At 67.8% G+C, this 14296-nt stretch carries 11 protein-coding genes; 6 read left to right on the top strand and 5 right to left on the bottom strand.

Going from position 1 to position 14296, the window contains the following annotated elements:
* Positions 1-83: 83 nt before the first annotated feature.
* The 3 genes from mmsB to chvE form a co-directional block, all read right to left on the bottom strand.
* On the bottom strand, positions 84-1259 hold the full coding sequence (mmsB, locus tag ACX1D0_RS12300) for a multiple monosaccharide ABC transporter permease (protein ID WP_459018218.1): 1176 nt from the start codon (positions 1257-1259) through the stop codon (positions 84-86).
* Positions 1259-2797, bottom strand: a complete 1539-nt coding sequence (gene mmsA / locus ACX1D0_RS12295) for a multiple monosaccharide ABC transporter ATP-binding protein (protein WP_459018216.1) — start codon at positions 2795-2797, stop codon at positions 1259-1261. The genes mmsB and mmsA overlap by 1 nt, the downstream gene beginning before the upstream one ends.
* 78 nt (positions 2798-2875) lie before the next feature.
* The gene (chvE, locus tag ACX1D0_RS12290) at positions 2876-4027 is read right to left on the bottom strand and encodes a multiple monosaccharide ABC transporter substrate-binding protein (protein ID WP_459018214.1); all 1152 of its coding nucleotides are present in this window, start codon (positions 4025-4027) and stop codon (positions 2876-2878) included.
* Between the two features lie 286 nt (positions 4028-4313).
* Between chvE and ACX1D0_RS12285 the strand changes: the two genes are divergently transcribed.
* The 6 genes from ACX1D0_RS12285 to ACX1D0_RS12260 all read left to right on the top strand — a co-directional run bounded on the left by ACX1D0_RS12285 (position 4314) and on the right by ACX1D0_RS12260 (position 12120).
* Positions 4314-5528 (top strand): TIGR04053 family radical SAM/SPASM domain-containing protein, encoded by a 1215-nt coding sequence (locus ACX1D0_RS12285; protein WP_459018212.1) that lies wholly within the window; start codon positions 4314-4316, stop codon positions 5526-5528.
* A 276-nt stretch (positions 5529-5804) separates the two neighbouring features.
* Complete coding sequence (locus tag ACX1D0_RS12280) at positions 5805-7385, top strand: ABC transporter substrate-binding protein (RefSeq protein ID WP_459018211.1); 1581 nt, start codon at positions 5805-5807, stop codon at positions 7383-7385.
* A 70-nt stretch (positions 7386-7455) separates the two neighbouring features.
* Complete coding sequence (locus tag ACX1D0_RS12275) at positions 7456-8397, top strand: ABC transporter permease (RefSeq protein ID WP_459018210.1); 942 nt, start codon at positions 7456-7458, stop codon at positions 8395-8397.
* Positions 8394-10214, top strand: a complete 1821-nt coding sequence (locus tag ACX1D0_RS12270) for a dipeptide/oligopeptide/nickel ABC transporter permease/ATP-binding protein (protein ID WP_459018209.1) — start codon at positions 8394-8396, stop codon at positions 10212-10214. The genes ACX1D0_RS12275 and ACX1D0_RS12270 overlap by 4 nt, the downstream gene beginning before the upstream one ends.
* On the top strand, positions 10211-11059 hold the full coding sequence (locus tag ACX1D0_RS12265; protein ID WP_459018207.1) for an ATP-binding cassette domain-containing protein: 849 nt from the start codon (positions 10211-10213) through the stop codon (positions 11057-11059). Before ACX1D0_RS12270 ends, ACX1D0_RS12265 begins: the two co-directional genes overlap by 4 nt.
* Positions 11060-11868: 809 nt before the next feature.
* A complete protein-coding gene (locus ACX1D0_RS12260) occupies positions 11869-12120 on the top strand; it encodes a VOC family protein (protein ID WP_459018205.1) in 252 nt (83 codons plus the stop codon).
* A 337-nt stretch (positions 12121-12457) separates the two neighbouring features.
* On the opposite strand, the gene ACX1D0_RS12255 is transcribed toward ACX1D0_RS12260, so the two are convergent.
* Positions 12458-13375, bottom strand: a complete 918-nt coding sequence (locus tag ACX1D0_RS12255; protein ID WP_459018203.1) for a D-hexose-6-phosphate mutarotase — start codon at positions 13373-13375, stop codon at positions 12458-12460.
* A gap of 45 nt (positions 13376-13420) precedes the next feature.
* A complete protein-coding gene (locus ACX1D0_RS12250; protein ID WP_459018201.1) occupies positions 13421-14278 on the bottom strand; it encodes a sugar phosphate isomerase/epimerase family protein in 858 nt (285 codons plus the stop codon).
* Between the last annotated feature and the right edge of the window lie 18 nt (positions 14279-14296).

Here is a 14296-nt window from a genome sequence, read left to right as displayed (position 1 = left end):
ACGAAGGGCGCTGCGCGCCCCGTCGGCCCACTCAACGCGAAACGGCGCCCGGGGGGACCCGGGCGCCGTATCAGCGTTGAGGATCAGGCCTTGGCGGCCGCGGCCCGACGCTTGTTCCAGATGTCGAACGCCACAGCCAGCAGCAGCACCAGACCCTTGACGATCTGCTGGATCGACGTCTGCACGCCCATCAGCTGCATGCCGTTGCTCATGACGGCCATGACCAGACCACCGATCATGGCCCCCACCACGGTGCCCACACCGCCGGTGACGGCAGCGCCACCGATGAAGCAGGCCGCGATCGCGTCCAGCTCGAACATGTTGCCCGCGCCAGGCTGGGCGCCGTTGGTGCGGGACGAGAACACCACGCCGGCGACGCCGGTGAGGAGACCCATGTGGACGTACACCCAGAAGATGGTCCGCTTGACCTTGACGCCCGAGAGCATGGCCGCGTTGATGTTGCCACCGATGGCGTAGACGTGACGGCCGTAGATTGAACTCTTGGACAGGAACGAGTAGATCAGCACCAGGACCGCCAGGATGATCAACACGATCGGGAACCCACGCGCGGTGGCGAGCTTCCAGGCGAAGAACATGATCACCACGGCCAGCAGGACGAGCTTGGCGACGAAGAGCGGCATGCCCTCCACCTCCTGCTCGTAGCGGATCCGGGCCCGACGGCTGCGCCACTGCGTCCATGCGAAGCCGGCGACGGCGAACACGCCGATGAGCAGCGTGAATAGGTCATAACCCATGCCGCCCAACAGTCCGTTGAGGAACCCGTTGGCGATCCGCTGGTACTCCCCGGTCATCGGCGACAGCGACACCGAACCCAGCACCAGGAAGGTCATGCCGCGGAACAGCAACATGCCCGACAGGGTCACGATGAAGCCGGGGATACCGACGTAGGCCACCCAGAACCCGTGCCACGCGCCGATCATCAGGCCCACGACGAGTCCGGCGAGGACACCGACGAACCAGGGCATGTCCATCTTGATGATCAGCGTGGCCGACACCGCGCCGACGAGCGCGACGACCGAGCCCACGGACAGGTCGATGTGGCCCACGACGATGACGAACAGCATGCCGATCGCCAGGATCAGGATGTAGGAGTACTGCAGGATCAGATTGCTGACGTTGGTGGGATCGAGCAGCATCCCGTTGGTCAGAATCGTGAACAGCGCCACGATCGCGACGAACGCGATGACGATGCCGGATTGGCGGAGGTTCTTCGAGAACAGATCCTTGATTCCGGTCATCAGGCGGCCTCCCTTTCTTTGGTCATGAGCTTCATGAGCTTCTCCTGGTCTGCCTCTGCCCGAAGGAGTTGGCCGGTGATGCGGCCGAAGGCCAGCGTGAAGATGCGATCGCAGATGCCGAGGAGCTCCGGGAGCTCCGAGGAGATCACGACGACGGCCTTCCCGGCGTCAGCGAGCGCGTTGATGATGGTGTAGATCTCGTACTTTGCCCCGACGTCGATGCCACGGGTGGGCTCGTCGAGGATCAGCACCTCGGGGGAGGTCATCATCCACTTGGACAGGACCACCTTCTGCTGATTGCCGCCGGAGAGCTGGCCCACGACGTTCATCACCGTGGGGGTCTTGATGCGCATCTCCTTGCGGTACCGCTCAGCGTTCTTGATCTCCTCATTGGAATTGACGACGCCGTTGCGCGCGATCCGGTCCAGCGACGCCGCCGAGATGTTGCGGCGGATATCGTCGATGAGGTTGAGCCCGTACCGCTTGCGGTCCTCGGTGGCATAGGCCAGCCCCGCCTCGATGGCCTGGTCCACCGAGTGGAGGTGGACCTCCTTGCCCTTGAGGAGGAGCCTGCCGGAGACCTTGCGCCCGTAGGCGCCTCCGAAGATGCTCATGGCCAGTTCGGTACGGCCGGCGCCCATGAGGCCGGCGATGCCGACGATCTCGCCCTTGCGGACGTCGAACGCCGCGTTGTCGGAGACCTTGCGACCGGCGACGGTGGGGTGCAGGACCGTCCAGTCCTCTACCCGCATCATCTCCTCGCCGATGTTGGGCGTGTGATCCGGGAACAGGTTGTCCAACTCACGGCCGACCATGCCTTTGATGATCCGTTCCTGGGTCATCTCGGGGCCCCGCTGCAGCGTCTCGATGGTCATGCCGTCGCGGATCACGGTTGTGGCGTCCGCGATGGCGATGATCTCGTTGAGCTTGTGCGAGATCATGATCGAGGTGATGCCCTGCCCCTTGAGGTGCCGGAGCAGGTCGAGCAGGTGGGCCGAATCTGTGTCGTTGAGGGCTGCGGTGGGCTCGTCGAGGATGAGCAGCTTGACCTGCTTGGAGAGCGCCTTGGCGATCTCCACGAGTTGCTGCTTGCCCACGCCGATCTGGTTGATCGGCGTCACCGGGTTCTCGTCCAGCCCGACGCGGGCCAGCAGCTTGGCCGCCTCCGCGTTGGTCTTGTGCCAGTTGATGCGCCCGCCCTCGACCTGTTCGTTGCCGAGGAAGATGTTCTCCGCGATCGACAGCAGGGGCACAAGCGCCAGCTCTTGGTGGATGATGACGATGCCGGCGTGCTCGGAGTCGTTGATCGAGCCGAAGCTGGACGGCTGGCCCTCGAAAATGATGTCACCCTCGTAGGTGCCGTGCGGGTAGACACCCGAGAGCACCTTCATGAGGGTGGACTTGCCGGCCCCGTTCTCGCCACAGATGGCGTGGATCTCGCCGCGCTTGACCTCAAGCGTGACGTCCGAGAGCGCCTTGACACCGGGGAATGTCTTGGTGATGTTGCGCATCTCGAGGATGGTTGAGGTGTCGTTCATGCGTCGCCTTTCGGGAAAGTCACACTTGGCGAGCGATGGCCCGGCTCGCGGGGAGCCGGGCCATCGTGGGTGCCTCGATCAGGCAACGCCCTTGTCGATCTGCTCCTGGGTCCAGTAGCCGGTGTCGACGAGAGCTTCGCCGATGTTTTCCTGCGTGACGGTGGCCACATCGAGGAGGTAGGACGGGACGACCTTCACGCCGTTGTCGTAATCCTTGGTGTTGTTCGCCTCGGGCTCGTCGCCGGCCAGCAGCGACTGGGCGGCCGTGACGGCCTGCTCGGCCAGCAGACGGGTGTCCTTGAAGATCGTCGAGTACTGCACGCCGTCCTGGATGAGCTTGACGGAGGCGATCTCGGCGTCCTGGCCGGTCACGATCGGGAAGCCGTCAGCGACGGTGCCGGAGTAGCCGTTGTTCTGCAGGGCGGTGATGATGCCGCGGGACAGGCCGTCGTAGGCCGACAGCACGCCGTCGATCTTGGTGTCGCCCTGGTAGTTGGCGGTGAGGAGGTCTTCCATGCGCTTCTGCGCGGTCTCCTGCTGCCAGCGCAGCGTGGCGGCCTGTTCGATCTTCGTCTGGCCGGAGACGACGGTCATGGTGCCGTTGTCGATCTCGGGCTGGATGACGCTCATGGCGCCGTTGAAGAAGAAGTGGGCGTTGTTGTCGTCGAGCGAGCCGGCGAACAGTTCGATGTTGAACGGGCCTTCGCCGCGGGCCTTGAGGCCGTCGATGAGGGATTGGCCCTGCGCGACGCCGACCTTGAAGTTGTCGAACGAGACGTAGAAGTCCACGTTGCCGCTGTCGCGGATCAGGCGGTCGTAGGAGATGATCTTGATGCCCTGGTCGGCGGCGGTCTGCAGCTGGGGGGCGAGGGCGGTGCCGTCGATGGCGGCGATGATCAGGACCTTGACGCCCTGGGTGATCATCTGGTCGATCTGCTGGCTCTGGGTGGGGATGTCGTCGTTGGCGAACTGGAGGTCCACCTCGAAGCCGGCCTCTTCGAGCTGGGACTTGACGGCCTCGCCGTCGGCGATCCAACGCTCTGAGGTCTGGGTGGGCATCGAGACGCCGACGGAGCCGCCCTCTTCGCCTGCGGGGGCGCTGGTGCTGGCGCTGGGGTCAGCGCCACCGGAGGTGGCAGGGGCGGTGGTGCTGCCGGCGCCGCCGCCACCGCATGCGGTGAGGGCGAAAGCCATCAGCACGCCCGCGGTTGCGGTCATGAGCTTGTTCATTTTCATTCGTTCCTCCTGAGAACGTTCACTTCGAGCGGTCCGACGCCGCCCTGTGGGTGCATGTGGAAGCGTGTGGCGGAGCGCTGAACGCGCGGGCTGAACTCGACCGAAGCCCACGGCAGGGGCGGATTTCAGGACGGCGTTGTCGCTCCGTTGGGCCCGAGTCTGTCGGTCGATGGCAGCGCTGTCAACCGATTCGGCAGCCGGACATGGTTGCAGATTTGTAACGATCCGAAAGCGCTCTCAGGTGGTGTTTCGTCGAGGTGGGGTGCCCGGGTGCGTCGAAATGACGGCGTGTAGTATTCGGGCGGTGACTCCGCACCCTGGCACCGTTCCGCACGAGGCCCGCAAGGGCGTCGTCCGCACCCTGCATCACGACGCAGGCGAGCGCCCACACGTGCTCGTGTGGGAGGTGACCCGCGCGTGCCAGCTGGCGTGTCGCCACTGCAGGGCGGACGCCTTCACCCGGGCGGACCCCCGGCAGTTGACCACGGCTCAGGGCAAGGCGCTGTTGGACGACTTCGCCGCCTACGGCACGCCCAAGCCCATCGTCATCCTCTCCGGTGGGGACGCGTTCGAGCGCGACGACCTCGAGGAGCTCATCGCCTACGGCACCGGCATCGGCCTGCCCATCGCGCTGTCGCCGTCGGTCACGCCACTGCTCACCGACGAGCGGCTCGCCTCGGTGCGCGAGGCCGGGGTCAAGGCGTTCTCGCTGTCCCTCGACGGCGCCACGGCGGAGACGCACGACTCGTTCCGCGGCATCGAAGGCACCTTCGACGACACCATGGCCGCCGCCGAGCTCGTCGTGAAGCACGGCTTCCGGTTCCAGGTGAACACCACCATCTGCCGAAACAACCTGCGCGAGCTGCCTCAGCTACTGAAGCGGACCATGGAGATGGGCGCAGGCATGTGGTACGTCCTGTTCCTGGTGCCCATGGGTCGCGGCTCCAACCTCGAGCCGCTCGATCCCGACGAGATGGAGGACGTGCTGCACTGGCTGCACGACGTCTCGGACCGGATCGCGGTGAAGGTGACAGAGGCGCCCAACTACCGCCGGGTCGCCATCCAGCGCGACGACGCCCGCGCGGCCGGCGAGCCGCTGCCGGTGCGCGGCGAGCTGCACGCCTGGCTCACCGCGGAGACCGAGGCCCTGCTGGGCGAGGTCCTCGAGCGCCGGCCGCCGCGGCCACCGATCGGCGTGAACAGCGGTCGCGGCTTCGCGTTCGTGGACCACATCGGCGACGTCTATCCCTCAGGCTTCCTGCCGCACCGTTGTGGCTCGGTGAAGGAGCAGAGCTTCCGCGAGATCTACGCCGAGGCGCCCATGATGAAGGCGTTGCGCGACCCGTCGTCGTACTCGGGCAAGTGCGGGGTGTGTGAGTTCAACTGGATCTGCGGCGGGTCGCGGGCGCGCGCCCACGCCATGCTCGGCGACCCGCTGGCCTCGGACCCCACCTGCGTCTACCAGCCTGAGGCCGCTCCCGCCCCTGAGCTCTGAGGGTCTCGTTGGGGAGCGTTGCCTACGCGCTTCGGGGGTGGGGCTCCTGAGGATCTGCGGTGACGCCCACGCGCGTCGCGGTGCGGTCGTAGGATCAGGATCAGCTGCGGCAACAAGCTGCAACTTGTTGTCGCCCGGGCAACAGAATGGCGTACTTAGCACACCCGCACTGACGGCTCGGCCCCCTGAGTCCTGACACAGCAGCGCGGAGAAGTCCGACAGCTGGTCCCAGACAGGCCTCGCGCCGCAGGGGACCCCTTCTCGAAGGAACCGACAATGAAGTCACGCATTCTCTCGGCCACGGCGCTCGCCGCCGTCGCCGCCCTGGCCCTCGCGGGATGCTCCGCGCCTGCCGACGACCCCGCGCCTGCTGGCGACCCCTCCTCGACCGGCGCGGCGGAGTCGACCACCGCCGGTACGTCCGAACGGGGCGAGCTCCTGACGCTCGGCGTCCTCGACGAGCCCGCCTCCTGGGATCCGGCGCAGGCGCACGTCGGCCACCGTCTCCAGCCCTACCAGACCGTCTACGACTCGCTGATCCTGCGCGAGCCCGACGGATCCTACGCCCCCATGCTCGCCACCGAGTGGGGCTACACCGACGAGACCAACCTGGTGTTCAGCCTCGACCTGCGCACCGACGTCACCTTCTCCGACGGAGCCGCGTTCGACGCGGCGGCCGTCGTGGCGAACATCGACCACTTCAAGACGGCGAACGGCCGCCAGGCCGGCCAGGCCGCCGCGGTGGCCTCCGCCGCTGCCGTCGACGAGGACACCGTGGAGATCACGCTGTCCCAGCCCGATCCCGCGCTGGAGTACTACCTGAGCCAGGCCCTCGGCCTGATGGGCAGCCCCGAGGCGCTCGGCACCGACGAGCTCGACCGCATGCCCGTCGGCACCGGCCCCTACGTCATGGACGCCGCGCAGGCCGTCGTCGGCTCGCAGTACGTGTTCACGGCGCGGGAGGACTACTGGAACCCCGAGTTGCAGAAGTGGGACCAGATCACCCTCAAGCTGCTCGCCGACGTGACCTCCCGCGTCAACGGACTCGTCTCCGGAGAGGTGGACGCCACCCTGCTCGACGCCACCACCTACCAGCAGGCCCAGGGCGCCGGCTTCGAGCTCCTCGAATACGCCACCGACTGGCAGGGTCTCCTGCTCCTCGACCGCGACGGCGCCGTCAACCCCGCGCTGGGTGATGTCCGCGTCCGCCAGGCGATCAACTACGCCTTCGACCGCGAGGCCCTCCTCAAGGAGCTCGGCGGCGGCTTCGGTGACATCACGAGCCAGGTGTTCGGCCCCGACACCAGCGCCTTCCTGCCGGAGCTCGAGGACTACTACACCTACGACCCCGACAAGGCCCGCGAGCTCCTCGCGGAGGCCGGGTACGCCGACGGCCTCACGATCGAGATGCCGATCCTCACCCCCGGTGCCGAGACCATCATGACCTTCGCGACGCAGCAGCTGGCCGACATCGGCATCACTGTCAAGCAGACCTCGGTTCCGGGAGCCGATTACGTCGGCATGCTGGGCCAGGGGAAGTTCGCCAGCGCATGGTTCAGCCTCTTCCAGGGCCCGTCGTGGGTCGCCTACAGCCAGCTGCTCTCCACCGACGCCCTCTACAACCCGTTCGACTCCACCTCGCCCGAGATCGAGGCGGCCGTCGAGCAGCTGCGCCTCGAGGGTGACGACGCGGTTGAGGCCGCGCAGGCCATCAACCGGTACGTGACCGAGAACGCCTGGTTCAGCCCTTGGTTCCGCCCCTCGCAGCTCTACTTCGTGAATGCGGAGAAGGTCAGTGCGGAACCGCAGACGCAGATGGCCGTGCCCTCCATCTACAACTACTCGCCGGCCTCCTGACCGACGTGGCCGGGGGACGGCTCAGCCGTCCCCCGGCGCCCCCCATCCCTGTCTGCAACGGAGCTGACTCATGCTGACCATGATCCTGCGGCGCATCGCGTCTGGAATCGCCGTCCTGTTCGTCGTGGCCGTCCTCACGTTCACGATGCTGTACGCGTCGTCCGGCAACATCGCGCGAAACATCCTCGGCGACCAGGCCTCTGACGAAGCCATCGCTGCCAAGGAGGCCGAACTGGGCCTCGACCAGTCCCTCTCCACCCGTCTCGTGGCGTGGCTCGGCGACGCCGTCCGCGGCGAGTTCGGCAAGTCCTGGTTCACCAACGAGCCCGTCTTCTCGGCCATCGGCAGCCGCCTGCCGGTCACCCTGGTGATGATCGGCATTTCGATCCTCCTCATCGCCCTCGTGGCCACGGGGCTCGGAATGCTCGCAGCCGTACGGCGCGGAGCCGCCGACCGCACGGTCCAGATCGGCGCCGTCATCGGCAACGCCGTTCCCGGCTTCATCATCGGTGTGCTGCTCGTGTGGTTCTTCGCCATCCAGTTGGGCTGGCTCCCCGCGATCTCCCGGATCGCGCCCGGCGCCGACGCGGGGGTGTGGGCCGCGTCGCTTGCGCTCCCCGTCCTGGCCCTTGTCATCAACGGCGTCGCCAGCGCGGCGCAGCAGATCCGCAGCGCCTTCATCAAGCAGCTCGAGATGGACTACGTGCGCACTCTCCGGAGCAGGGGCATCAGCGAGCGAGAGATTCTCTTCAAGCATGTCCTGCGCTCGGCAGCACCCGCCGGGCTCACGGTGCTCAGCCTGCAGTTCATCGGTCTGCTCGGCGGTGTGGTGATCATCGAATCCATCTTTGCGATCCCTGGCCTCGGTCGACTCGCCGTGACCGCCACCACCATGAGCGATCTCCCCTTGGTGATGGGCGTGGTCATCTACACAGTCGTGATCGTCATCCTCGTCAACCTCGTTGTGGACATCCTCAACGGTTGGCTCAACCCGAAGGTGCGTGTCTCATGAGCGAGATCACCCCCACGGTGACGGTGGGGCAGGTGGGCGCGGTCGTCCGGGCCTCCCTGGTGCGCCGCCTCCTCAAGAACCCCATGGGCCTCGCGGCCATCATCTTCCTCGTCGCGGTGACGCTGGTGGCGGTCCTGGCGCCCCTCCTCGCGCCGCACGACCCTAACTTCGCCAGCCTCAGCAACGTGCTGCTCGGCCCCGGTGGGGATTACCCACTCGGCACCGACAGCGCCGGCCGCGACATCGCGTCGCGGTTGATCTTCGGCGCTAGGGTGACCCTGGTGTCCGCGGCCCTGGCCGCCGGGGTCGCCATCGCGGTCGGCCTCCCCTCCGGCCTCATCGCCGGGTACTACGGCGGGAAGTTCGACGGAGTCGCGAGCTGGATGACCAACATCCTGCTCGCCCTGCCCGGCATGATCGTCCTGCTGGCGGTGCGCGCCGCCGTCGGCCCGTCCGTGTGGGTCTCCATGATCGTCTTCGGCCTCCTGCTCAGCCCGGGCTACTACCGCCTGACCAGGACCGCCGTGCAGTCGGTCCGCAACGAGCTGTACGTGGACGCCGCGCGCGTCTCCGGCCTGTCGGACTCCCGCATCATCGCCCGGCACATCTTCGCCGTGGTCCGGGCCCCCATCATCATCCAGACCGCCATGGTCTCCGGTGTGGCCATCTCCATCCAGTCCGCCCTGGAGTTCCTGGGACTGGGCGACCCCACCGTCCCCACCTGGGGCGTGATGGTCAGCGACGGCTTCCGCAGCATCTACCGCCAGCCGCTCAACCTGCTCTGGCCCACGATCGCCATCGCCCTGACCATCGGGGCCTTCGTCCTGTTGGGCAACGCGGTGCGCGACTCGCTCGAGGACCTGGAGAAGACCAAGGCGGTCCGCGCCAAGCCCGTCCCCGACGCCCGCGTGGCTGAGGAACACGCCGCCGGCATCGCCGATGCCGCGCACCACCTGCTGACAGTGACGAACCTCGGCGTCGGCTACCCCCAACCCGACGGCTCCACCAAGACGGTCGTCGACGGTGTGTCCTTCCATGTTGACCGCAACGAGGTGGTCGGCATCGTCGGCGAGTCCGGATCCGGCAAGTCCCAGACCGCGTTCTCGATCCTCGGGCTCCTGCCCGACAACGCCATGATCACCGGCGGCTCCATCCTGTTCGACGGCGCGTACACCGTCGCGCCGGGCGACGACCACGTGCGGCAATCCAAGATGCGCGCCCTGCGCGGCAAGCGGATCTCCTACATCCCGCAGGAGCCGATGAGCAACCTGGACCCCGCCTTCACCGTCGGGTCCCAGCTCTCCACCCCGATGGTGAGGGTGCTGGGCGTCACCAAGGCGGAGGCCAAGCAGCGGGCCCTGGAGCTACTGGCCAGCGTCGGCATCCCCGACCCCCAGCGGACCTACGACGCCTACCCGCACGAGGTCTCCGGAGGCATGGCGCAGCGCGTCCTTATCGCCGGTGCGATCTCCTGCGAGCCGGACCTGATCATCGCCGACGAGCCGACGACAGCGCTGGACGTCACCGTGCAGGCCGAGGTCCTGGACGTGCTCCGCGAGCTGCAGCGCAAGCTGGGCCTGGGGATCATCCTGGTGACCCACAACTTCGGTGTGGTGGCCGACATCTGCGACAGGGTGCTCGTCATGCAGAACGGCCGGCTCGTCGAAGGCGGTCCCGTCAGGCAGATCCTGCGCACGCCCCAACATCCCTACACCCAGATGCTGCTGTCCTCGATGCTCGAGGGCAAGCCGCCGATGACGCCCCTGCTTGGCGCGACCACCCCGAATCCCGACGCCCCCGTGGAGGTGGCCCCGTGAACGCTCCCAAGAAGGAACTCCTCACCGTCGATGACCTCGTGGTGGAATACCCAGGAAAGGGCTGGTTCGCCAAGCACTTCCGGGTGCTGCACGGCGTGTCGATCCGGATCGGGGAGGGCGAGACGCTCGGACTGGTCGGCGAGTCTGGCTCCGGCAAGACGACGCTCGGCCGGGCGGTGCTCGGCCTGGCGCCGGTGACCGATGGCCGGATCGTCTTCCGTGGCCAGGACATCAGCCACGCCAGCCGCTCCGACCGGCGCAAGCTGAGCCAGGACCTGCAGGTGGTCTTCCAGGACCCCTACAGCTCGCTCAACCCGTCGCTCACCGTCGGCGACATCCTCGCCGAACCGCTCGGCATCCAGGGCGTCACCGGCGCCGACGCGCGGAAGAGGGTGCGCGAGCTGCTGGACCGCGTGCACATGCCGCAGGATGCCATGGGACGGCTGCCGCGCGAGTTCTCGGGCGGTCAGCGACAGCGCATCGCCATCGCGCGCGCGCTTGCCCTGCGTCCGAAGCTCATCGTGTGCGACGAGCCGGTCAGCGCGCTGGACCTCTCCACCCAGGCCCGGGTGCTGGACCTCCTGCTCGAGATCCAGCAGCTCACCGGGGTGGCATACCTGTTCGTCTCGCACGACCTCGATGTGGTGCGGCACGTGAGCCACCGGGTCGCCGTGATGTACAAGGGCGAGCTGGTGGAGCAGGGGGAGGCGGAGCAGGTCACGACGCGCCCCGAGCACCCCTACACGCAGAAGCTCCTCCTCGCCTCGCCGGTTCCGGACCCGGACCGACAGGCCATCCGTCGGGAGGAGCGTCGGCGCCACGCCCGTGAGACGGCGGCGGCCTGACCTGACTCAGGTCGGCATGGCCTGCAGGATGCTATCCATGGGGCGGTTTCTGTGTATATGCACAGAAGCCGCTCTCTGGATAGCAAGTTGCAGCCTGACACGGAGCTGAAAGGGCAAAGTGAGGCACCTCGAGACTTCACCCACGGGAGGAACTGCATCCTGGGTGGCGTGCACGAAACGCCGTCGGATCCCGCGTCGGTGCCCGCATAGGTCCCCGAGGGTGCATCGCGACGGCGTGTCGTGCCGATTGGGGGTGGTGCCGATCGACGCGCTGGCCGCCCAATCGGTGCCGGTATTCCTCCCTCGCACTCAGTCCGTGAAGCGGCGCGCCCACAGCCTCCACTGCCACAGCGTGAGTGCCATGAAGATCGCGGTGCCGGCGATCGCACCGATCGGCCTGCGCCTGTGGGCGGCCACCATGGCGCACACGAGTGACTCGCTGGCTACGCCCGACAGGGCCAAGGGGTGTCGGCTCAGACGTCGGATCCCGGGTCCAGGACTCCTCGCCCAGGATGGCCTGCGTCGCAAACGACGACATGTCCTGGGCCGGCGGGGTGATCACCGGTTGACCGCAAACCAGACGCCGATCGGCACGTACAGCCACCAGCGCCGTGTTCACAGCGGAACCAGCAGCAGCGGTGTAGTCAGGAGCCTCGACCAGGCGCTGAACGGATGGGCGTGTCGCCGGAACATGCGAGCGTAGGAGCCGTCGTTGGTGGCCACACCTCCAGCTTGACACCCGATCCCTGTGACGGCCGCCAATCGCACGACTCTGCCGCACACCGTCGGCCCCGCCAGCAGTGGAGGTGATGCTCCGATGGGTAGGGTCCGCTCCAAGTCCGTACCTCTTCCTGCCCGGCGCTGCCCGTGTGGCGTTGGCGTTCTATGCCGACGTCTTCGGCTGCACCGCCCAGCTGCACACACTCGAGGAGTTCGGCAGGACTGACGGTCCGCCGGAGGCGATCGCCCACGGCTTCCTCGCCGATGGTCCGGTCGCTCTCTTCGTCGCCGACGCCACTGGCGATCGGCCGTCGTTCCGTTGCGAAGGCATGATGCTGTGACTGCTCGGCGCCGCCGCCCCCGCGACCCTGCGTGAGTGGTTCCGGGGCCTTGCCCAGGGAGGGCGGGTCATCGACGACCTGCAGTCCAGACCATGGGGCGCCACCGACGGTCAGGTCCTAGACCGGTATGGCCTGCACTGGCTGATCGGGTACGAGGGGGAGGACGTCGCCTGAGCCGCTCGCCGTGACCGCGATGCTGACCGCGGCCCGCCAGGCCGTGCCGCTCTCGAGGCTGACCGACCAGGAACGCCGCGCCCAACCGCCGTCGCCTTTCCTCCACGCCAACCGACGCTGACCGCGGGGCGCCTCTCCAACTCCCAGAGTCAGGGGCGATCTCTCAGTCCAGCGCGTCCACCGTGAGTGCGGCGGTCATCGTGTGGGTCGTGCCCGGGGCTACCGCGATGCGGCCGTCGGCGACGTTGCAGGTCTCGACGCAGATCATTTCGGTCCACTCGTCGTCGCCGAAGTCGGGCATCGCGGCGGCCTTGACCGGGCCGGGATTCCAGACGACCGCGTTGGCGGAATCGATCGCCCGGACGGTCAGCGACCGCGAGCCGGCCGGGTCCTCGACGACGATGGTGCCCGGCTGGGGGACGAGGCGGTCGGTCTCGCCGTGAAGCGTGAGCGCTTCGCCCGTCGGGGGGAGGGTTTCGCCGGTGAGGCGGTCCAGCGACTCCACGGCCTCGATGCCGCGGACCGACACGAGCCGTGCGTCGCCCACCGCCAGGTAGGTGTGGAACGACTCCTCGACGCTCAGAGGCAGGCTCCCCTTGTTCGTCACCTCGAGCGCGAGCCGGAGCCCTGTGCCGACGGTGACGGTGTAGCGGAGCAGCGCCGGGCCGTGATCGACGCCGGGCACGGAGGAGGTGTCGAGAGTGAAGGTGAGGACGACCTCGCCGTCGGCCTCATGGGCCGACTCCAGCTCCCACGTGGCCACGCGCGCGAACCCGTGAAGGGGCGCGGCGCCGTCGGTGGGGTGGGGCCCGAACCATGGGTAACAGAGCGGGACGCCGCCACGGATGGGGGCGCCGGGCGCGAACGCGCTGCGGCGGCTCACCCAGAGCACGTCCCGCTCACCAGCCGGCACCCACGACGTCACGTGCGCACCCTGGAGGTGGACCACCGCCGACGCCGCCGGCGTGCTGACGACCACCCGGCGCAGCCCGTCGGCAGCCTCCTCGAGCTGGACGGAGTCCGGCAGAGCGAGGGTCGCGGTCCGCGACGTCGTTTCGGTGGCCGGGACGGTGGCGCCCATGGAGTTCTCCTGCGGGGGTGGGTGTGGGTGGTGGGGTGACGAGAATCAGAGAAGGTGGCCGTAGCCGAGCTCGACCAGGTTGGCCCGCGAGATGGCCAGCGACTCGAACGGGTCGCGGCCGTAGGTGTCGTCCTGTTCGACGAGCAGGTGTTCCGCACCGCTCGCGATGGCCTGCTCGATGATGGGCTGCCACTCCAGGTTGCCCTCACCCACCTCGGCGAACTGCACCACGCCGTAGAACCCCGACATGAAGCCCGCGAAGTCGCCAGCGGCGATGGCGTCGCGGGCGGAGTCCGGCAAGAGGCCGATCCGGTAGTCCTTGAGGTGGACCAGTCGCACGCGCCCGGCGTACTTGGCGAGCACGGAGACCGGATTGAGGCCGCCACGCTGGACCCAGTGGACGTCCACCTCCAGCCCGATGCTGGGCGCCAGGTCGGCGATGACGTCGAGCATGTAGCGGCCGTCCAGGCGGGCGAACTCGACGTGGTGGTTGTGGTAGTACAGCGCGATACCGTCGTCGGCCAGCCGCTTCGCGTACTCCTCGGCGCTGCGTGCGAAGTTCATGACACCGTCGGGCGAACCCATGGCGTCGATCGGCAGCATCCCGATACGCAGCATGGAGGTGCCGAGCGTGCGGCAGTCGGCGACGATCTTGTCGTAGGTGGTGCTGAGCGAGTCGCCGCCGCCGGGGGGCGGGGTCAGGCCGGCCGACAGCGCCACCATCGTCACCCCCAGTTCGTCCCGGGCCCGCCGCATCTCCGCGACGTTCTCAGGCGTCATGGCCACCTGCGACATCTCGATGTCGCGGTAGCCGACGTCGACCATCCTGCGCAGCGTCTCGAAGGTGCCGTGCTCGACGAACGAGCCCTTGATGGTGCTTGCCTGGACACCGATGCGTGTCATGGAGGTTCCTTTCAGGGG

It is taken from the genome of Tessaracoccus pujii (assembly GCF_054483895.1).
The sequence above is the reverse complement of the archived record's forward strand: the minus strand, read 5'-3'. Positions and strand labels throughout refer to the sequence as shown.